Origin of the sequence: Thiospirillum jenense (assembly GCF_014145225.1) — a bacterium.
GTDB lineage: Bacteria > Pseudomonadota > Gammaproteobacteria > Chromatiales > Chromatiaceae > Thiospirillum > Thiospirillum jenense.
The window spans coordinates 42,643-63,496 of record NZ_JABVCQ010000009.1; the positions used below are offsets into that span (position 1 = coordinate 42,643).

Consider the following 20,854-nt stretch of genomic DNA (forward strand, 5'->3'; position numbering starts at 1 on the left):
GAGGTTAGCGGCTGCCGTTGTTATTAACGCGTTATTAATAAAACGTCGGATGTGGTGAGGAATAAACCGCATCAATCAAGTGCGCAACCGCTGCAAATGATTGAATCAATCGAGATGTGTTACTCACACGAAGTATTAACTAACCAATCCAAACGTATTTCCTGCCGCAGGATCGTAGTTAGCAATAATAAGATGCGTGGCGAAAGCGTGAAACCGATTTTTAATATTCACTGCATAGGATTTGTGATATACACCAATAATCATATCGCCATACAAGTGTTCAGTTAGTGGTGTTTTGCCAATCACCAACAACGCTTTACAATTGAGTTTTTTATAGCGAGTGGCCAATTCAAAATGATCTTGTTCACCAAAGCCATATTTGTATTCGGCATTGCCATAATCAGAGAACACGCAATCATAAGGGGGGTCTAAAAACATAAAATCATCGACAGTGGCTAAATCAAATATGTTTTTATAATCAAGATTGTATAGTGCGGTATTCGCCAGCAAGCGCTGGTGCGCAGTGGTCACTAATGACGTATTGAAATGCGCATATCTACCATAAGGCACATTAAATTCGCCTTTAGCATTATAGCGAATCATGCCAGAATACGCGGTTTTATTAATAAAAAAATACAGCAGCGCTTCGGAATATTGCCGCTCAATTAAACCATTAAACATGTCACGGAATTGATAATACAGCGTTTCATTATCATCTGGTACTCGCACATCTGGGTTATTACTTTTTAATTCATCAAACCGATTGCGGTTGACCGTGTACAATTTTTCAATCTTTGCAAGTTCTTGTTGCAGTGTATGAAAATCATATTTCACACCGGCATAAAACGCCATTAACTTTGCGTTGATGTCGTTAATAATCGCTTGTTTAGGTTCTAAATAAAAAAACAGCGCCCCGCCGCCAACAAATGGCTCAATGTACCGACCAGTAAAGGGCGGTATGTATGCTTTTAAATGCTGAATGTCTTTTGATTTTCCACCCCGGTATTTAATCAGTGGTTTCATTAGCGACATTTAAATCTGAAATGAAATCACACATCTGTTTAATTAAACTTGAGCAGTTATCGGCAAGAGCCTGACCGTGAGCAAATCCAGTGTTTTTAATTCCACATCATACGCAAGCGCCCGCGCTTGATCTGTCGCAACAGTGGTGCTAATTGCGGTTAATTCTGGATGATTCTTTAATATATCAGGGGCATGTAATAGTACGGCTTCAAATTCAGCCACTGCTTCAGGATAGCGGTGTTGCTGCAAACCAATCATGGCTAACAGATAATGAATTTTGGGTAAATGTTTTTTGCCTTTACTGAGCGTGATTAACCGCTGGCGGGCTTCAGTAAGTTGATCTTGTGCAATCAGTACTTGCACCAATTGAACATCTGCCAATTGCAATGTTGGTTTTAATTCTAAGGCAGTGCTGAGTGCCGATTGTGCGAGTGAATATTCACCTAACTGGTAACAAACTAAACCCAAAATGAACTGCAACTGCGGATCATTTTTTTGTATTTCTAATGCCGCTTGAATAGCCACAAGTGCCGCGGCATAATCCTGCTGTGTGAAATATAACCGCGCCAATTGCGTTTGAGACTGCCACGCCGTTTTATCTACAGTGGTAATGATTTTTAATTCACAAATGGCCGCAGTTAAATCACCACGTTGTGCAAACAATTGGGCGCGTAATAATCGCGCTTCTTCTAGTTGCGGGCTTTGGCGGATCGCTTCGTCTAAACACATTAACGCATCATCATCGCGTTGAGTGCGCAGATACAAACGGCTTAATTTAATACGCGCTTCACTCAATTTTGCATCCAATTGCAAAGCCTGTTCAAATTGCGTAATCGCCTGATCTAATTGGTCACGCTTCACATGCACCATGCCACTTAATAGATACGGCAGTGGCAATTGTTGATTCAGATGTGATGCGCCGGCGTAATATTCGAGCGCCTCATCGTATTGCGCTTGGCGGGCGCACAGATTGCCAATGCCAATATACGCGGCAATGACTTGTGGATTCTGCTCTAAAATCGCTTCAAAGGCGCGTCGTGCCTCATCATAGCGTTCGGCGGTGACTAATTCACGCGCCGCATCTAATGCAGTTTTAATTTCACGGCCGGCAAATGATGTCAATGAAGGAGACGGAGCATTAGTGGCATGACTTATTGGACTATTTGGTGATGCCGGTAATTGTTCTTGCGGTTTAATTTTTGCGTTCCACAGTGCCATGCTGAAAAAATCCTATTCAATCATCGTATTTAACGTGATAAACCTAATACACGACCCCAGGTCTGCCAATAATTAAATGACCAGCGGGGCCAATGCTGCGCCACCCAAGTAGTGGGAATGCCAAGTGTATTCAAACCGGCTAATACTGGTGCGGGATGCGGTGCAAAACCGAGTAAAAAATAGAGCCATCCAATTAAAAAGAGCGACGCGGGCCAGTTGCGCAAACTTATGGGTTTTAATGCCGTACCAAACGAACGTTTCACTCGATTGCCGCGTACATCTACGCTGGCAAGTTCATCTAATGTGAGATGGGTAAGATAACCCAGTAATATAAATCCAGCGACGAGCCAGCTCATTTGTGTTGATTGAGCAAAAAACGTGTCGGCAGTAATTGCACTAGAAACGGCTAATACAACTGCCATTAATAACGAATGCCAAATGCCACGATGCACGACAAATCGTATAAAGAGTACTTGTAAAATTTGATTGGCGACTAACCAAATCAATAGCCAAAGGACGCCAAATTCTAGTGTGGTGAATTGAAATGGCAGGGTGCGTACTGCCAAATAACCAATGCCAGCGCCGAATAACATTAAAGCACCGCGCATGGGTTTAGATTGTTTAACGTCAATATCAGGCAAGAGGCTGGCAATGGTGCCGATTAAAAATAACCATTGCATTTGGTCGGCATCACCTAGTCCACGATCATAGCCGGCAAGTGCGGTGAGACTGCTGACGGTGATGCCCACGCTTAAATGTGTTTTGAAATTGGCCATGCCAGTTTCACACACGCATCTTGAATACGCTTAATTGCAGTCAATCAATGCGTGGCGACCACTTCAATACAGACTTGACATTCCACTTCAGTGTGCAAACGAATACCGACAAGATGTTCGCCAGTGACGCGCAACGCCCCATTTGGCAAGCGCACCTCGGCTTTTTCAACGGGTGTCCCGGTCGCAGTAATTGCGGCGGCAATATCATTAGCACCAATTGATCCGAACAACCGACCTTCATCACCCGCTTTTCGGCCAACCACAACGCGCAAATCGGTTAATTGTTGTTTGCGTGCCTGTGCATTGGCTAATAGATCGGCGGCGGTTTTTTCTAATTCAGCGCGCTGTGCTTCAAAGGCTTTTAAATTAGTCGCGGTTGCTGGTACTGCGCAGCCAGTTGGAATGAGATAATTGCGCCCATACCCGGGTTTCACCGTGACTTTATCGCCCAATGCGCCAAGCCCGGCGACCTTTTTCAATAAAATGATGTCCACAAACAGTCCTCGATTTAGGTAATACATCCAATTGCTTGAATACAACACAGCGGCGATGTGATAATAACTAACTCATCACAATTAACCGGCTGTGTTCACGCAGTGTCAAGCAGTGTCAAGCATTCAACTATGATAGTTGACGGGTGTTTTTAATGGCTATCGGTATAGGGCAATAGGGCAAGAAACCGGGCGCGTTTAACAGCCAGTGATAATTGACGTTGATAACGTGCTGAAGTGCCGGTAATGCGACTGGGAACAATCTTGCCCGATTCACTAATAAAGGACTTCAACAAGTTGACATCTTTATAATCAACTTCGGCAATTCCTTCGGCGGTAAAACGGCAATAACGTTTGCGGCGAAAATAACGTGACATATTAATCACTCTCCTATAACAAATCTTGTAATGTGTTCATGCTAAACGAATACAAAACGCGCTGGCGTTTTTATTCATCTTCGTCCGCTATATCCGCTTCCATATCATCAGGACGCGGGCGGCGGCTGGCACGTTCATCACCGTTTTCCAGCTCTGGTTCATCGCTGCTGCGCGTGAGTGAGGAGGGTTCAGTAATGGCTTTGTCGCGTTTAATAATGAGATTTCGCAGCACCGCATCATTAAAACGAAACGCATTTTCTAATTCGGTTAATGCGGCATAATCACACTCAATATTCATTAACACATAATGCGCTTTATGCACTTTATTGATTGGATAAGCTAATTGCCGCCGGCCCCAATCTTCAAGGCGATGAATCTTGCCGCCGTGCGTTTCAAGATTGCCACGATAACGCTCAATCATTGCCGGCACCTGTTCACTCTGACTGGGGTGAACTAAAAAAATCACTTCATAATGTCGCATAATACTCCTCACGGATTAAACAGCCTCCTGATTGACAGTGAGGCAAGGAAGTTGCCTAGCTTTAGGCAAGTCTTTTATTATGCTAGATCATGCGGACGCTGTAAATCCGTTCATTTTGCGCGGCTGGCTAATACGCAATAAATCATGCAAATACAGTGGATTAGCAACGACCATTTGCTCTCATCTACAACATCATAGGTAACAATTATCATGGCAGACTCGCCGTTTATCACCATCGCAACAGGTGCGGATTTTGCGCAACGTGTCCTTGAAACCTCCCGCCAACATCCTGTTTTAGTAGATTTTTGGGCGGGTTGGTGCGCGCCGTGTCGGCAATTAATGCCGGTGCTGGAGAAATTAGCGAATGAATTTCAGGGGCAGTTTTTATTAGTTAAGGTTGACACTGATGCCGAACAAGCATTAGCTGGTCAATGCAAAATTCGCAGTTTACCAACGGTGCAATTATTTAAAGATGGGCAGGTTGTTGACCAGTTTCTTGGCGCACTACCAGAGGTGCAAGTGCGGGCGTTTATAGAAAAACATTTACCGCGAGCAGCTGAACAGTTATTAGTGGAGGCGCGGCGGCATTTGGTGAAGAGTGATTTAAGCACCGCGGCAGAGTTAATTGAACAAGCGCGGGCATTAGATGCGCAAGCCAAGAACTTGTTTATCACAGAATTGCAATTAAAACTGGCGGCGGGTGATTATGATACCGCTAACCTAATGCTAGAACACACGCCTTTAGACTTGGTGAATGCACCCGAGGTTTTGACGGCGCGAGGTCAATTACATTTTGCCGCAATTGTCAAGGACACCCCGATGGCTGATGTATTAGAAACCCATATTGAAACGCACCCTGATGATAGTCTGGCGCATTATCAACTGGCGGCGCATCTTATTACAACAGGGCAATTCGCCACTGCCATTGATCGCCTGCTTGCGCTGATGCAAAAAGATCGGCAATTTAATGATGAAGCACCGCGCAAAGCGTTATTAATGGTATTTGATATGCTCGGCAACCATGACGAACGGGTTGCACCAGCGCGGGCGCGAATGGCACGGTTATTATTTTAATGGCAATTGGCCATTAAACGCGCATTGCTTCATCAATCAAGCGCTGCTGTTGTGCAATATGAATGCTGTGTTTGCCAACTGCGGGGGCGGCGGACATCGGGCGACCAATGTAGCGAATTGTTTTGCCCGCCGGTAAAACGGCGTGAAAGCGATGTTTAATTAAATCCCACGCCCCTTGATTCTGCGCTTCTTCTTGACACCACACAATGTCATTCACCTGTGCATAGGTTTTTAATAATTGCAAGAACGCATCACGCGGGAATGGATATAATTGTTCGAGGCGTACGATGGCAATGGTTTCTATGCCGCATTGTTGTCGCGCTTCAATTAAATCGTAATAAACTTTGCCCGTGCAAAAAATCACGCGCTGCAATTGTGTTGGATTGAATGGCGCCGCGTCAGGTAGGATAACTTGAAATTGCCCAGTGGCGAGTTCATCCAATGTGGAGACGGCGAGGCGGTGGCGTAATAAACTTTTCGGAGTAAAAACGATGAGCGGATGGCGATAGGGGCGAATGATTTGCCGCCGTAATAAATGAAAAAACTGCGCCGGCGTGGTTGGAATACAGAGTTGCAAATTATGTTCGGCGCATAATTGTAGATAGCGTTCTAATCGCGCCGAGGAATGTTCCGCCCCCTGTCCTTCTAAACCATGCGGGAGTAATAAAACTAACCCGCATAATAATTCCCATTTGGTTTCGGCTGACGCAATAAATTGATCTATGACCACCTGTGCGCCATTGGCAAAATCACCAAATTGTGCCTCCCACAGGGTTAAACCCTCGGGTGTGGCAGTGGCAAAACCGTATTCAAATCCTAATACCGCGGCCTCCGAAAGAATTGAATCAATTGCAACAAATGCCGCTTGTTCATGGCTTAAATGCTGTAATGGTGTGTAATCACGCCCAGTTTTCTGGCAATAGATTTTGGCATGGCGATGAAAAAAAGTACCGCGCCCGCTGTCTTGTCCGGATAAGCGCACGGGATGACCGGCGGTAATTAACGTGGCATAGGCGAGTGTCTCCGCAAAGCCCCAGTTAATTGGCAGTTCACCTTGTGCCATTTGACGGCGCTCTGCCCAGATTTTATTGACTCGTGAATGCAAAACAAAGTCGGACGGCACCGTCAATAGGCGGTCGGCTAATGCAGTTAATTGTGAACGTGGGTAATGCGTCACCGCCGGCGCTGTCCAATGATTGCCAATAAACGGTTGCCAATTGGCGCGTTGCACTGGATTCAATGTGCATAAGACGGGACGCGCCACCACGACGCCCTGTGCAATGGCTGTGCGATAATTTTTAATTAACGTTTGCGCACTTGACGCAGTGATAATGCTATGATTAATTAAATAATTAGCATAAAGAGTTCTGGCGGTCGGGTGTTGATGAATCTTTTGATACATGATGGGTTGTGTGACGGCCGGTTCATCCGCTTCATTATGACCTAAGCGCCGGTAACACACTAGATCAATTAAAACATCGCGTTTAAATGTGTGCCGAAAATCGAATGCTAATCGCGTGACAAAAATCACGGCTTCTGGATCATCAGCATTGACATGAAAGATGGGCGTCTGCACCATTTTTGCAACGTCGGTGCAATAGAGAGTCGAGCGCGTATCTAATGGATGACTGGTGGTAAATCCAATTTGATTGTTAATAATAATATGCACGGTGCCGCCGGTGCTATACCCGCGAGTTTGTGATAATTGTAAGGTCTCCATCACAATTCCTTGCCCTGAAAAGGCCGCGTCGCCGTGAATTAAAACTGGCAAGACTTGATCGCCATTGATATTACCACGCCGCCGTTGACGCGCCCGCACGGCACCTTCAATTACTGGGTTAATAATTTCTAAATGGGATGGATTAAACCCCAATGCAACATGCACCGCGCCCCCAGGCGTGGCAATATCGGTGGCAAAACCGAGGTGATATTTAACATCGCCGGCGAATTGGTGTGAAGAATGCGGTTGTTGATCTTCAAAAGCGGCGAAAATATCCTGCGGTGGTTTGCCGAGTGTATTAATGAGTACATTCAAACGCCCGCGATGCGCCATGCCAATGACTATTTCTTGAATGCCTTTACGTCCCGCCCGTTGAATCAATTCATCTAATAATGGAATTAATGCTTCGCCGCCTTCGAGTGAAAAACGTTTTTGCCCGACGTAACGGGTGTGTAGATGCAATTCAAGCTCTTCAGCGGCGGTTAATAAGGTTAATAACCAACGCTGGTCATCAGGTTCTAAAACCGGGCGGGTTTGATAGCTTTCTAAGCGTTTTTGTATCCAGCGTTTTTCCGGCATGGTAGTGATGTGCATGTATTCCGAACCGACGCTGCCGCAATACACTTTTTTTAATAAAGCTAAGATGTCGCGCAGTGCCACGAAATCGGGCGCGTATAATGAACCGGTGTGAAATACGCGATTAAAATCTGCACTGCTTAATTGATGATAACCGGGGTCGAGATCGGCCACGTCCGGCTTGGGGTATAATTGAATTGGATCAAGATTGGCGATTTGATGACCGCAACAACGGTAGGCGTTAATGAGCCGCAACACGGCGGCTTGTTTTTCTATTGCAATTGGATTGGATAGTGGCGCTCTGGCGTGTGGTGGCAGAGCGGTATTGCGCGGTGGTTGTATTGCGTTTGAACGTGGTTGTTTTAATTGTTCATGTAATAATTGGTGTATGATGTCAGCATCGGCAGTTTGATCCAATGCGGCGAATTGGTCACGCCAATAGGGTGCAACGCTGGCGGCATCTTGCAAATAACGTGAATATAGCGCTTCAATAAAACTGGCGTTGTCACTATAAAATGCCGAGGTGTGGCGCTGGTCGCTTAAACGGGTGTTCATAATTAAGCACTCAATTGATTAGTTGGTTAATTGGCCGTAGGATATTGTGAAAAATCAATCGTATCAAGTTCGGCCGTTCAATTTACAATAGATGTAGATTTCATTGTACGCTCGAATTGATTATTTAATTTGGAGGAGTGATGTCTGACGTACCGGCGACACCCGATCCGCATGAACAGGTGATGCGGCGGCGATTACAAGTTGTGCAATTGCAATCTGATTTAGCTTATTTCCAGGCGCGCTTAGGGTTGCTTGGTGAACCGAAAACGACCAATCAAGAAGCACAGCGCCGTGCGTTTAAGTTATTGCATCAAGTATTGGGGCAGCAGATGATTCAAACGCGCAAAGTTGGGGGTGATGATTAAAATATCTTGAAACTGCTGCCGGCCATGATTGCACATGCTGCGGGAACGTCCATGTGCCAAGTTGTTTAGGATCGCGTGTATTCTAGTTGCCGATCATGTTAATTCACATCAATTAAGGTTGCGAATAAAAAAGGTGCATTATCAAACATTTCCTGACCCGCCCGCGGCCCGCTCACTTAGTTTTTGGCGCGGGATCGGCGCACGTTTGCTGCTGATCGCGGCCATTCCAACATTTTTCCTCGTGGTATTTGCCGGATTGAGTTTGATTGAACAGCGCGCCCAGTTTAATCAATTAGCGCACATCGCCAATGCCACCGAGTTGTCAGTTGGCATTGGGGCGCTGGTTCACGCCATGCAGCGCGAACGCGGGCGCAGTTCAGGATTTTTGGCGAGTGCTGACACGCGCCCGCCGCCGGCGTTGTCTTCGCAGCGCGCTGAGACTGATGGGCAAGCCGAGCAATTGCAGGCGTTGCTGACCAATTTGCAGGCGATGTTAGCGCCCGAGTTGCGCCAGCGGGTGGAAACCGCCGCAGCGCGGTTGCAACAATTACGGTCATTACGCGATCAGGTGGACGATAAACGTTTAAGCAGTGCGGAGGCGGTGGCGGCCTATTCTGAATTGATTGCACAATTATTATCCGTGCCGTCGGCGCTGCCCAATCTGAGTCATCATGCTGAAATTACTCGTGTGACAAGGGCTTACGCGAATCTGTTGCAAGCCAAAGAACGGGCGGGAATTGAACGAGCACTATTAAATGCGGTGTTTAATCGCGGGCAATTTAATGATGAATTGCTGGTGCGTTATTTGACCAATCGTGCCGAGCAGCGTTATTTGCTGCGGGCATTTTTGCGCGATGCGGACGCGGTGCAGCAGGAATTCTACCGCCGTACCGTGCGCGGCGCTGATGTGGACGCTTTCGAGCAGATTCACACGCAAGTTGGTCAACAATTGCACGGACAAGCGTTCAATATTGCCGCCAACGAGTGGTTTGAGCTGGCCACCGCCCGTATTGATCTGCTTTACACCGTCGAACAGGCGATGGCGACGGCAATTCACGACACGACCACGCAGTTACGCGCTGAAACTGCGCAAAAACAGTGGATTTACGGCGGGGCGGTGGTGATTGCGCTGGTGCTGGTGATGGCGCTGACGTATCGGCAGGTGCGCTGTTTGTTGACCAGTTTGGGCGGCGAGCCGGCGGTGGTCAGCGCGGCGGTCAAGCAGGTGGCGCAGGGCGATTTGACCGTCAGTTTGCCACTGCGCACGGGCGATGAACGCAGTCTGCTGGCGGCATTTGCGCACATGGTGGCGGATATTCACGCGCTGATTGGGCGGGTGATGCACACCTCGCATCAGGTGGCCTCGTCGGCGGAAGAGTTGAGTGCGGCGGCACAAACCACCAGTGAGCAGGTGATGCGCCAGCGCTCGGAGGTGGATCAGGTGGCGACGGCGATGAATCAAATGAGCAGTACGGTGACGGAGGTAGCGCAATTGGCTAGTCAAGCGGCGGATGCGGCCACGGTTGCTAGTCAAGAAACGCGGCACGGCAGCGAGGTGGTGTCGGGCATCATCCGTTCCATTGAGACGATGGCGAGTGATATTGGGCAGGCGGCGGCGGTGATTAGCGAGTTGTCGGAAGATACCCACGAGATTAGCACCGTTCTCGACGTGATTCGCGGGATTGCTGAACAAACCAATTTGCTGGCGCTGAATGCAGCGATTGAGGCGGCGCGGGCGGGTGAACAGGGGCGCGGCTTTGCGGTGGTGGCCGATGAGGTGCGCACGTTGGCCAGTCGTACGCAGAGTTCGACGGCGGAAATTCAGCATAAAATCCAGCGGTTACAAAGCAGTGCGGCGCGGGCGGTGGCGGTGATGGGTGACAATCAACAGCGGGCGACCGAGAGTGTGGGGCAAGCGCAAGAGGGTGAGGCGTCGCTCGGTATCATTGCCAACAGTGTGACGACGATGGGTGATTATAATTTGCAAATCGCCAGCGCGGCCGAGCAGCAGTCGGCGGTGGCGGAGGAAATTAACCGCAATGTGCAGAACATTAGTCAGTCGGTGAATGCGACGGCGGATGGTTCATGTGAATTGGCGAGTGCGAGTCGTGAATTAGCGCGGATTGCGGCGGCGCTCGAAGGGCATATTCAGATGTTTAAGATTTGACGCGCTCAGGTAATGATTTCATGTGTCTGCATGGGAATACTGAGCGCTTCAATAACGGCGGATTCTTGAATCACCTAATTGTGCGCTGGTTAATTGCTGTCGGTCGCAACTTTGCGTAATGTCGTGATTAAATGTGCATCTTGCCAGTGCTGGTTTTCAATTACAAAATCGCCATTAAATCCAATTGATTTGGCCTGATCTGGATGGTCAAGGCTGAAATAATTGCTAAAGGTGTGTTCACTAATGATATTCACCGCTCGCGGGTCACTAAATACCTCTGGATGCGGATACGCGGGCGTGATGGATAAAAACTGCCCACCCGGTTTTAATACTCGCGCAATCTCATTCATTAACGCAATAAACGGATAGCGCCGCGCCGGGGTGTCTAATAAACGTGGAATGAATTGCAATACATCTTTGGCCACGACATATTCAAATGACTGCGCCGGGAAGGGCAACGGTTCAATGATTAAATCGCACGACGCGGGAATAGTCACGACCTCGTCGGCCGCAAATGGATTGAATAGATCAGCGGGTGATGAGGCGGCGGATAAAGCTAAACAACGGGTGCGTGATTGTAATTGCACTGGCGCGGTGGGCGGCGGTGTATTCGCAGGTTCAATTGCTGCAAAACCAACGGACACGTCCGCGCCATTCACCCGCTGCCACATTTGTTCATACAGCGTTTCTAAATTGCGGCAGAATGCTTCGGTATTAAATAAGGCTTGACCAGTCTGCCGTGCTTGAATGACGCGCTGGCGCAGGGCGGCTAATCGCACTGGATCACGCGCTAATGCCAACGCCAATGCTTCGTATTCAATTGGATTGGCCGCGACTAATTCACTCAAGCCCAAACTGTGTAATAAACTGCCCGCCACACGCGATGGGAATGCGCCGCCCATCCAAGTGACGACTGGTAATCCAGCAAATAACGCATCGGCGGCGGTGGTGTGTGCATTACACGGATGCGTATCTAAGAATAAATCGGCGCAACGGTAGCGTGATAAATGGTCTTCAATACGCGGAATACGTCCAGCAAAAATAATACGAGCAGGGTCAATTCCGTATTGAACTGCATTAAGACGCAAATGATGCTGTGCCGTTGAATTATTAGAAGTTAACCATAACACACTATCAGGAATTTGTTTTAATAAACGCATCCAAATTGCGAATGCTAATGGATTCATTTTGTAATTTTGGCTAAATACACAAAAAACAAATGCTGTTTCAGGTAAACCACATTCGGCGCGTGTTAATCCAGGATTTGAAAGCGTGATAGTCGTATCAAATGGAACATAGCAATGCGGCAAATACGCGATTTTTTCACTATAAAACTGCTGATGTTCGGGTGGAATACCCCAGGGATCGGCAATTAGATAATCGAAATAATCCGTCGCCAATGTGCCGGGATACCCCAAATAAGTCACTAATACCGGCGCTGGACGATAGCCAAAGATTTCCACTCGCGCATCGGACGTGTAACCGGCCAAATCAATCACAATATCCACTTCCAATTCACGCACCAATTGCGCAATTTGTTTTGCCGTCATGGTGCGCGCATCAATAAAGCGTTCAAATGCCGCCATCATGCGCGCTCGAATACGGCTATTATCATCAATGCCAATAGAAATCGCAATGGTTTCAAAGCGGGTTTTATCGTGCTGTTCAAATAACCCAACGGTTAAATGACCGACCGGATGTTCACGCAAATCGGGTGAAATATACGCAATCCGAATGCGCGCATGTTGATACTGCTCACCATTCCAATAACTGATCGCTTGGCGGGGCGCATGATATTGCGCAAAGGTACGCGCTGCTTGAAAATGAATCTCGGCATTATCATTAAATGCCATCAATGCCAATGTTTTACACACCCGCTGCCCGGCGCGAATGCCTTGTTCAATTGTTGCAACGGCATTTTCAAAGTCACTCCAATCACATAAGCGCAGCCGTTCATAATTCAGCAATCCCAGCGCGTAATGATAATTGGGATCAACTTGATAAAGACGTTCAAACAGTTTAATGGCCTGTTCATGCTCGCGCATTTCTGACAAGATAATCGCGCAATTCGACAACGCATTGGTGCAATTGGGATCAAATTGTAACACTTGATTAAAGCGTTCTAATGCCGCGTGATGGCGGTGAAAATTGCGCAGCAATACCCCGCTGTTAATTAACACTTCGGGATAATCTGGTTGCAGTTTTAATGCTTTATCATAGCAAACCAGTGCCTCTTCACGCTGTTCTAATCGCTGCAATATCTCGCCATGTGCAAACCACAACGGCGCAAAACTGGGCGTCGTCTGCGTGCCTAATGTGGTGTATTTGAATGCAGTTTCCACGTCGTCACGTTGAATAGCAATCACAGATAGTGAATAGAGCGCGACGGGATTGGTTGGCGCTTGTTGCAAGATGTCATTAAATAATTGCGCGGCTTCATCATTGCGGCCTTGCTGCTGCAATTCCAATCCTTTGGTGAGCAATTCATAGCTAACACTGCCAACCGTTTTATTCGATTTAGCAGTGGTTTTTGGTGATTTTTTAATCCGTTGTTTTGCTGCCATTTTGCCATTATCCAGTTTTGCTTGATCGTTCCCACGCTGGAACGTGGGAACGATTAAATTACTGACTGCATCACTCCTACAATTATAATACTTTACTCACCAATTTAATCCCAGGATCAAGCCGGTCAGTTTCAATCCGAAAACCCAGCGATTTCATTAACGACAACATGCGCGTATTGGCGGTTAATACTTCACCTTCCATCATGCGCAATCCGCGTAAGCGGGCGTTATTCATTAATGAACGCATTAACCGCGCACCAATGCCGCGATTGCGCCAGTGATCGGATACGACAATGGCAAATTCACAGGTATCACCGCCAGGACGTGACATGTAACGTGACACGCCGACCTCGACTTCGCGCCCGTTTTCATTCACCACACCAATTAACGCCATTTCGCGGTCATAATCAATCTGGGTAAAGCGCACCAACATCTCCGGCGTCAATTCTTTAATTGCTTGCATAAAACGAAAATACTTGGTCTGCTCGGATAACCCGCGCACAAATTCCTGTTCCATTTCGGCATCTTCGGGGCGGATGGGGCGAATAGTTAATTCGGTGCCGTCCGGCAGCGGCACAAGTTCAATTAAATGCTGCGGGTATGGATAAATCGCCATGTGACCATAGACCGGCATTTGCGGTGGGCGATAATTCACTTCAATTCGCGCATCCACCGCAATTACGTCAACATCATTGCCAATCAGCGGGTTAATTTCCAGCGTAATGATTTCGGGTAATTCACACACCAATTCAGACACGCGCTGTAAAATTTGCGCCAGCGCCTCGCGGTTCATTGGCGGCACATTCCCAAATGCGCCCATTAACCGCGCCACGCGGGTGTGTTCAATCATGGTTTGAATAATAAACGCATTCAATGGCGGCAAGCCCAATGCACGATCTCCCAATACCTCCATACCCGTGCCGCCGGCGCCGAAACTAATAATAGGGCCGAAAATAGGATCGCGTAATACGCCAACCATTAACTCCCGCGCCGCTCGCGTTGAAACCATGTGTTCAACCGTCACACCTTCAATGCGCGCTTCGGGGCGCATCATCACTGCCCGCTCGGTCAATTCATTAAAGGTGCGCAAGACGGTTTGCGCATCGGTGATATTTAACCGCACCCCGTCCACATCCGATTTATACCGCAAATCCGGCGAATGAATCTTCATCGCCACCGGGAATGACAACGCCTCGGCCGCCATTAACGCCTCATGCGGTGAACGCGCTAAAATTGCCTGCGTGGTGGGAATACGAAATGCCGATAAAATCGCCTTTGCTTCAATTGTCCCAAGCGTTTTACGCCCCGCCGCCATGACGCCTTCAATAATTAACCGCGCCCCCTCGACATCCGGCATTGCTTGATGAGATAAGGGTCCCGGTGATTGCATTAATAGCTTTTGATTCCGCTGTTGCCGCCCTAAAAATGACAAGGCTTCAATTGCCATTTCGGGTAATGAATATTGCGGCACGCCGTGTAATGAAAACTGCGTATGCGCATCTGCCACCCGCGCTGCGCCCATCCAACACGCCACCAGCGGTTTATTCGTGTCGTGCGCCGCGGCGATCACTTCCTCGGCAACCGCGCCGGGTTCGACACTCGCCAGCGGCGCCAAAATCGCAAGTAAACCATCCACTTGCGCGTCAGCAATGCAGGCGCGCACCGCCGCACCGTAGCGCGCGGCCGGGGCGTCGCCGATCACGTCCACCGGATTGCCGTGTGACCAGTGCGTTGGCAGGATGTTTTCCAATTCGGCGCGGGTGGCGTCGGTGAAGCCGGTCAAGGTCAAACCCACTTCGACGGCGCGGTCGGCGGCTAACACGCCCGGCCCGCCGCCGTTGGTGACGATGGCGATGCGCTGCCCGTCCAATCGCTTGCCTGCGCCAAAAATCTGAGCCGCAGCAAAGAGTTGGTCGAGCGTCTCCACCTGCACCGCCCCGCCGCGTTCCATCACCGCGCTGAAAATTTCCGCTGATCCAACCCAGGCGCCGGTGTGCGATTTAGCGGCGCGTGATCCGGCCGGATGGCGACCAGATTTCACCACGATCACCGGTTTTAGCCGCGCCGCGGCGCGCAATCCACTCATAAACCGCCGCGCATCGCGGATGCCTTCGACGTACAACAAAATGCTGTGGGTTTGGGCATCGAGCGCCAAATAGTCGAGAACGTCGCCGAAATCCACGTCTGCGGCCGCGCCGAGTGAGACAACGGCGGAAAAACCGATATGCCGCGGCCCTGACCAATCGAGCATGGCGGTGCAGACGGCGCCGGACTGTGACACTAATGCAACATGCCCGGGCAGCGCCTGCTCGTTGCCGAAGGTCGCGTTCAAGCCGTGTGACGGGCGCATCACGCCGAGGCAGTTTGGCCCGAGGACGCGGACGCGGTTGCGGCGGGCGGCGGCGACTAATTTTTCCTGTAATAACGTGCCACGTTCGCCCTGCTCGGCAAAGCCCGCCGAATGCACGACGGCAGCGCGGACGCCGTACTCGCCGCATTGATCGAGAATGCCGGCGACTTGCGCGGCGGGCGTGGCGATCAGGGCGAGGTCAACGTGTTTGTCGAGCGCGGCGAGCGACGGGGCGCAGGGTTGGTCGGCAACCTGTTGATATTTCGGGTTAATTGCGTAACAGCCGCCTTTGAAACCGCTGTTGAGCAGGTTGCGAAATACCATTCCACCGACCGAGCCGTCGCGGTCGCTGGCGCCGAATACGGCGACGGCTGTGGGGACGAGTAATGGATCAACATCTGATAAGCGCATCATTAAATACCGAATGAAAAAGCGGGTGGGCGGGAATGATTGCAGAATAGCGCAGCGGGGCGGTGGCAATTCAGTTATGAATAAACAATTGGCGCATGAGTCGGGATCACTCAATGATAACAGACATTGAGTATAAAGCAAATGCGGCAATCATTGCGAATAACAGCCAGTGATTAACGCGCTTGACAAATTGGACAGGCGGGATCGGCAATTAACCGAACGCGGCGCCATTCGGTGTGTAACGCATCAAATAATAGTAATTGACCATATAATGGTGCGCCAATGCCGGTGAGGATTTTAATCGCTTCACTGGCTTGCAAACTGCCAATCACCCCGACGGCGGGCGCGAATACACCATTGGCTGTGCAGGTGTTATCTATTAAATCAACGGCCGGGTCTTCCGAATATAAACACTGATAACAGGGGCCGCCGGGTTGACCATTAAACGCGGTGACTTGCCCTTCATAGCGAATAATCGCCCCCGAAACCAATGGCACGGCGGCGGCATAACAAGCGCGATTAATGGCAAAGCGTGTGGTGAAATTATCACTCGCATCCATTACCAAATCAACGCCCGCGATCAGGGTGTTTAATTGCGGGGCGTCTAAATGCGCGGGAATTAAGGTTAATTGCACGTCGGGATTTAATAGCCAAATCTGTTGCGCGGCGGATTCGACTTTCAATTGCCCGAGTGTTGCGGTGTGATGAATAATTTGCCGCTGTAAATTAGATAATTCAACACAATCGCCATCGGCTAGAATTAACTCACCCACGCCGGCGGCGGCTAAATACAATGCAATTGGTGATCCCAAACCGCCCAATCCAATGATTAACACCCGCGCTTGGGTTAATTGTGCTTGCGCTTCAACGCCAAAGTTGGGTAATAAAACATGGCGGCTGTAGCGTAATAGTTGTTCATCATTCATGGCGGCATATTTCATTTAAACAGTCACGGCGCGGCAGCCAACAGTAATACGTTCAATGCCGGCCAAATCGCGTTCACTGGCGACATTGATTAAACCACAGTGAATGAAACGCTGGCGCACTGCCGCAGCCTGTTGCCACCCATGTTCAATTGCCACCCAGCCGCCGGGTTTTAAGCAACGCATTAAATCTGCAATAATACAATCAATAGCAGCCAGTCCATCTTGACCAGCAACTAATGCTGTTTGGGGTTCAAATCGCACCTCACCGCATTGCAAATGCGGATCATTAACGGCAATGTACGGCGGATTGGCGACAACTAAATCGCAGCACTGCGCGGCAATTGAATTTAACCAATCGCCCTGAATGAACTGCACCTGGTTTAATTGTAACCGCTGAGAATTACCTGCCGCAATCTTTAATGCCGCACGGGCATTATCAAGCGCAATCATTTGCCATTTCGGCCGCTCAGTTGCTAATGCAATAGCAATGGCGCCACTGCCGGTGCCAAGATCAAGGCAGCAACACGGCGCGCCAATTGGGAATTGGTTTAAAGCCCAGGTGACTAATAACTCGGTGTCGGGGCGGGGAATGAGTGTGGCGGGTGAGACGGTCAATTCAATCCCCCAAAATTCGCGTTGACCAATTAAATACGCGACGGGTTCACCGGCGCACCGGCGGTCAATAAGATTGGCGAATTGTTGACACTGATCTGGGATTAAACTCCGTTGCGGCCAGGCAAACAAGGTGGTGCGAGTTGAGCGAATAACGTAGGTTAATAACACCTCAGCATCTAATCGCGCTGCCGCTCGATCATAATTGACAAGATCAGGTGGGGAGGCGAGTAATTGGCGTTCCGCCCAAATTAAAACGTCACCAATGGTTGCGGCTGGAGAATGACTAAAGGGCGGCGTTGTGTGATTTGAGATGCACGGGTTTGTCATTATCAAGCAAATAAATCATCAAAGGCTTTAGCGAAACGTTCATACGCATCAAAACCATCTTGATCCATGACTTGATCTATCACCCAGCGGTTCTCTTCGGCATTGCCCATCAATTGCTGAATTTCAAAGCCAAGATGACGTAAAAAGGGATAACTCGGGCCATCATCCGTCAATTGAAATTCGGCATATTCTTCGGAGCGGGTATTTAATAAAGCAAAAAACGGGCTGCCATAATCACCCGGCCCAAATACATCTTCGCTATTATCCTGTAAATGCTCAACTAATTTGCGCGCAATGCCAACAATCAATTCGCGCCGGGCAACGTCATCTAAATTACGATAGGCGAGGCGGTCAGCAACTTGAATAAAAAAGATCAGGTATTCTTGAATCACAGCCAGCCGCTGGTGATCGTCACGATAAATAAACCGTTCGCAATGTAAATGAATTGCTTTATCTACGGCAAGGCGCCAAGCAATGTAGGCTAATGCGCCGCTCATTTCTGGCAATGACCGTTCGTTGTTTTCATTCCACCAGCGGCTTTTAATTCGGATTGCCACACTTGCTCCCGTTATTTAGTGAATCAGGCATCGCGGAAATACATTGCGCAAAATCATAATTCATCAATGCGGTCGCGCTTGCGATACACAGTGCCTTGAAAGATGGCTAAAGTTTCATCATTTTCATTAAACACACGCACTTGATAGGTCGCCAATTTTGGATTAAAACTAATCTCTTCAGCTCGCGCAAATAGCGTACCATCTCGGGTGGCTTTCAAGAATGAAATTGCGACGTTAATGCCGAGCGCCAATTGTCCATGTGAATTAGACGCGGCCGCAAAGGCAAAATCTGCTAATGAAAATATCGCGCCACCATGCACCACGCCCGCGCCATTGCGATGGCAGTCACCTATGACTAAGCGGGTTAAAGCACACCCCGGTGTCATTTCAATTAACTCAATTCCCATGTGTTTGGCGAATAAATCTTTATCTAAAAATTGCCGCAATATGGTTTCATCTGCCATCGGTTAGATTCCTGAATCTATTACTATTATTTTGACCTAATCTAAGTGATTAAATGGCGCCGATCAATCACGCGAGTCGCTTTGCCAGTGAAGCGTTCAATGGTGCGCGGTTCAACTAATTCAATTTGCGCTCGAATACCGGCAACCGTCTGGATTTCATGGCGAATGCGTTCACGCAACCGCTGCATTTGATCCATTCGATCCGAAAATAACTCGCGCTGAATTTCAACCTTAATTGTCACTTCATCGAGAATATGCGGGCGCTCAACTTCAATTAAATAATGCGCAGTGGTGCCCTCCACGCGCAATAGTGCTTCTTCAATTTGCGATGGAAAGACATTCACACCACGAATAATTAACATGTCATCAGTGCGCCCAGTCACGCGGCTCATCCGAATACTGGTGCGCCCACAGGGACAGGGATCACGATAAATACGCGCTAAATCACGGGTGCGATAACGCAATACCGGCATGGCTTCGCGGGTTAATGTGGTGATGACTAATTCACCCAATTCACCGTCGGGAACAGGTTCTAATGTGTCCGGGTCAAGACATTCAATTAAAAAATGATCGTCTTGAATGTGCATTCCCGTGCGGGCGCTGCATTCACCACTGACGCCCGGACCAATCACTTCGGATAAACCGTAATTATTAAACGCAGTGATGTTTAATTCACGTTCGATTTGCAACCGTAAATCGTCACTCCAGGGTTCACCACCAAAGTGGCCGTATTGTAATGATAAACTGCGCGAGTCAAGGTCTAATTCACGCGCTGCATCGGCAATGGTTAACGCATAGCTGGGGGTGCAAATCAATACATCCGGTGTTAAATCGCGTAATAGCGCAATTTGCCGGCGGGTATTGCCGGCGGCGGCGGGAATGATTGCAGCGCCAATACATTCAACGCCGTAGTGCAAGCCAAAGCCGCCGGTGAATAATCCATAGCCAAAGGCAATTTGTACGGTATGCTGTGGTTCTAATCCGCCGGCGAATAAAAAACGGGCGCATAATTCTGCCCAAATTTGTAAATCATTTTTTGTATAGGCGACAAACGTTGGTGTGCCGGTAGTGCCTGATGAGCCATGAATACGCGCTATTTCGTGGCGTGGGACGGCGAGTAATCCGAGTGGATGTTGTTGACGAAAATCGGCTTTGGTGGTGAATGGTAAACGGCGCACATCTTCAAGATGTTTGAATTGATCCGCGCTAATACCGGCGCGTTGTAAGGCTTCACGATAGAAGGGTACTTGGTGATTCACTCGTTCAATTAACGCCCGCAAGCGGGTTAATTGTAATGCGGTGCGTGCCTGAATAGATTGGGTTTCGGCAGCAATATTCCAAATGCGCGACGGGGGCGAAGTAACCATGCTATTAATCTGCCGCACCAACTAATTCACTGCCATCTACAATGCGTAACCCATGTGTCATTAAAACCTGCTGGGCTTGGTCGGTGTTTTCAAAGCGAAAAATTAACATGGCTTTATCAGGGCGATGTGATGAAAACGCATACATGTATTCAATATTGACGCCCGCTTGATCGAGTACTTTTAATACGGCGGCTAATCCACCGGGGCGGTCTTCAACATCAACGGCAATGACTTCGGTTGAATTCACAATCCAGCCGCCGTCTTCTAATACTTGTTGGGCGCGTTCCCAATCGCGGACAATTAAACGTAAAATGCCAAATTGGGCGGTGTCAGCGAGTGATAAAGTCAGGATGTTAATGCCCGCGGCGGCAATCGCTTCAAGGGGCGCATCAAGTCGCCCGGGGCGGTTTTCAAGAAAGACGGAGAGTTGCTGGAGTTTCATTGGTAATA

Annotated in this window: 18 protein-coding genes; 3 read left to right on the plus strand and 15 right to left on the minus strand. The window is 48.8% G+C overall.

Translation table 11 applies throughout. The features are described from left to right. Positions 1 to 135 precede the first annotated feature (135 nt). From HUK38_RS05595 to rpsF, 6 genes are all read right to left on the minus strand, one after another. Positions 136 to 1,023, minus strand: a complete 888-nt coding sequence (locus HUK38_RS05595) for a DNA adenine methylase (RefSeq protein ID WP_182583320.1) — start codon at positions 1,021 to 1,023, stop codon at positions 136 to 138. A 42-nt stretch (positions 1,024 to 1,065) separates the two neighbouring features. Next, positions 1,066 to 2,241 carry a tetratricopeptide repeat protein gene (locus HUK38_RS05600; protein ID WP_182583322.1) on the minus strand — a complete coding sequence of 392 codons (1,176 nt, stop codon included), beginning with the start codon at positions 2,239 to 2,241 and terminating at the stop codon, positions 1,066 to 1,068. 29 nt (positions 2,242 to 2,270) lie between these two features. Continuing rightward, positions 2,271 to 3,017 (minus strand): metal-dependent hydrolase, encoded by a 747-nt coding sequence (locus HUK38_RS05605; protein WP_182583324.1) that lies wholly within the window; start codon positions 3,015 to 3,017, stop codon positions 2,271 to 2,273. A gap of 44 nt (positions 3,018 to 3,061) precedes the next feature. After that, complete coding sequence (rplI, locus tag HUK38_RS05610) at positions 3,062 to 3,511, minus strand: 50S ribosomal protein L9 (protein ID WP_182583326.1); 450 nt, start codon at positions 3,509 to 3,511, stop codon at positions 3,062 to 3,064. 149 nt (positions 3,512 to 3,660) lie between these two features. Next, entirely contained in the window at positions 3,661 to 3,885 is a 225-nt protein-coding gene (rpsR, locus tag HUK38_RS05615) for a 30S ribosomal protein S18 (protein WP_182583328.1), read from the minus strand. Between the two features lie 70 nt (positions 3,886 to 3,955). Further along, positions 3,956 to 4,366: a 30S ribosomal protein S6 gene (gene rpsF / locus HUK38_RS05620; protein ID WP_182583330.1), complete on the minus strand. Its 411-nt coding sequence runs from the start codon at positions 4,364 to 4,366 to the stop codon at positions 3,956 to 3,958. A gap of 210 nt (positions 4,367 to 4,576) precedes the next feature. On the opposite strand from rpsF, the gene trxA reads away from it, so the two are divergent. Then, the gene (gene trxA / locus HUK38_RS05625; RefSeq protein ID WP_182583332.1) at positions 4,577 to 5,440 is read left to right on the plus strand and encodes a thioredoxin; all 864 of its coding nucleotides are present in this window, start codon (positions 4,577 to 4,579) and stop codon (positions 5,438 to 5,440) included. Between the two features lie 13 nt (positions 5,441 to 5,453). Here trxA and HUK38_RS05630 read toward each other — a convergent pair whose 3' ends face one another. Next, positions 5,454 to 8,291: a 2-oxoglutarate dehydrogenase E1 component gene (locus HUK38_RS05630; protein WP_182583334.1), complete on the minus strand. Its 2,838-nt coding sequence runs from the start codon at positions 8,289 to 8,291 to the stop codon at positions 5,454 to 5,456. 140 nt (positions 8,292 to 8,431) lie between these two features. On the opposite strand from HUK38_RS05630, the gene HUK38_RS05635 reads away from it, so the two are divergent. Further along, a complete protein-coding gene (locus tag HUK38_RS05635) occupies positions 8,432 to 8,656 on the plus strand; it encodes a hypothetical protein (RefSeq protein WP_238787486.1) in 225 nt (74 codons plus the stop codon). A 34-nt stretch (positions 8,657 to 8,690) separates the two neighbouring features. Then, positions 8,691 to 10,823, plus strand: a complete 2,133-nt coding sequence (locus tag HUK38_RS05640) for a methyl-accepting chemotaxis protein (protein WP_182583336.1) — start codon at positions 8,691 to 8,693, stop codon at positions 10,821 to 10,823. An 89-nt stretch (positions 10,824 to 10,912) separates the two neighbouring features. Here HUK38_RS05640 and HUK38_RS05645 read toward each other — a convergent pair whose 3' ends face one another. The 8 genes from HUK38_RS05645 to HUK38_RS05680 all read right to left on the minus strand — a co-directional run bounded on the left by HUK38_RS05645 (position 10,913) and on the right by HUK38_RS05680 (position 20,846). Beyond that, entirely contained in the window at positions 10,913 to 13,387 is a 2,475-nt protein-coding gene (locus HUK38_RS05645) for an O-linked N-acetylglucosamine transferase family protein (protein ID WP_182583338.1), read from the minus strand. Between the two features lie 82 nt (positions 13,388 to 13,469). After that, positions 13,470 to 16,148 carry a bifunctional acetate--CoA ligase family protein/GNAT family N-acetyltransferase gene (locus HUK38_RS05650; RefSeq protein WP_182583396.1) on the minus strand — a complete coding sequence of 893 codons (2,679 nt, stop codon included), beginning with the start codon at positions 16,146 to 16,148 and terminating at the stop codon, positions 13,470 to 13,472. Positions 16,149 to 16,321: 173 nt separating this feature from the next. Continuing rightward, positions 16,322 to 17,074 (minus strand): HesA/MoeB/ThiF family protein, encoded by a 753-nt coding sequence (locus tag HUK38_RS05655; RefSeq protein ID WP_182583340.1) that lies wholly within the window; start codon positions 17,072 to 17,074, stop codon positions 16,322 to 16,324. Positions 17,075 to 17,089: 15 nt separating this feature from the next. Next, on the minus strand, positions 17,090 to 18,016 hold the full coding sequence (prmC, locus tag HUK38_RS05660; protein WP_182583342.1) for a peptide chain release factor N(5)-glutamine methyltransferase: 927 nt from the start codon (positions 18,014 to 18,016) through the stop codon (positions 17,090 to 17,092). Between the two features lie 2 nt (positions 18,017 to 18,018). Further along, the gene (locus HUK38_RS05665) at positions 18,019 to 18,573 is read right to left on the minus strand and encodes a hypothetical protein (protein WP_182583344.1); all 555 of its coding nucleotides are present in this window, start codon (positions 18,571 to 18,573) and stop codon (positions 18,019 to 18,021) included. A gap of 53 nt (positions 18,574 to 18,626) precedes the next feature. Continuing rightward, positions 18,627 to 19,037, minus strand: coding sequence for a PaaI family thioesterase (locus tag HUK38_RS05670; RefSeq protein WP_182583346.1), 411 nt, complete (start codon positions 19,035 to 19,037; stop codon positions 18,627 to 18,629). Between the two features lie 41 nt (positions 19,038 to 19,078). Beyond that, complete coding sequence (locus HUK38_RS05675) at positions 19,079 to 20,404, minus strand: phenylacetate--CoA ligase family protein (protein WP_182583348.1); 1,326 nt, start codon at positions 20,402 to 20,404, stop codon at positions 19,079 to 19,081. Between the two features lie 4 nt (positions 20,405 to 20,408). Then, positions 20,409 to 20,846: an ACT domain-containing protein gene (locus HUK38_RS05680; RefSeq protein WP_182583350.1), complete on the minus strand. Its 438-nt coding sequence runs from the start codon at positions 20,844 to 20,846 to the stop codon at positions 20,409 to 20,411. Positions 20,847 to 20,854 lie beyond the last annotated feature (8 nt).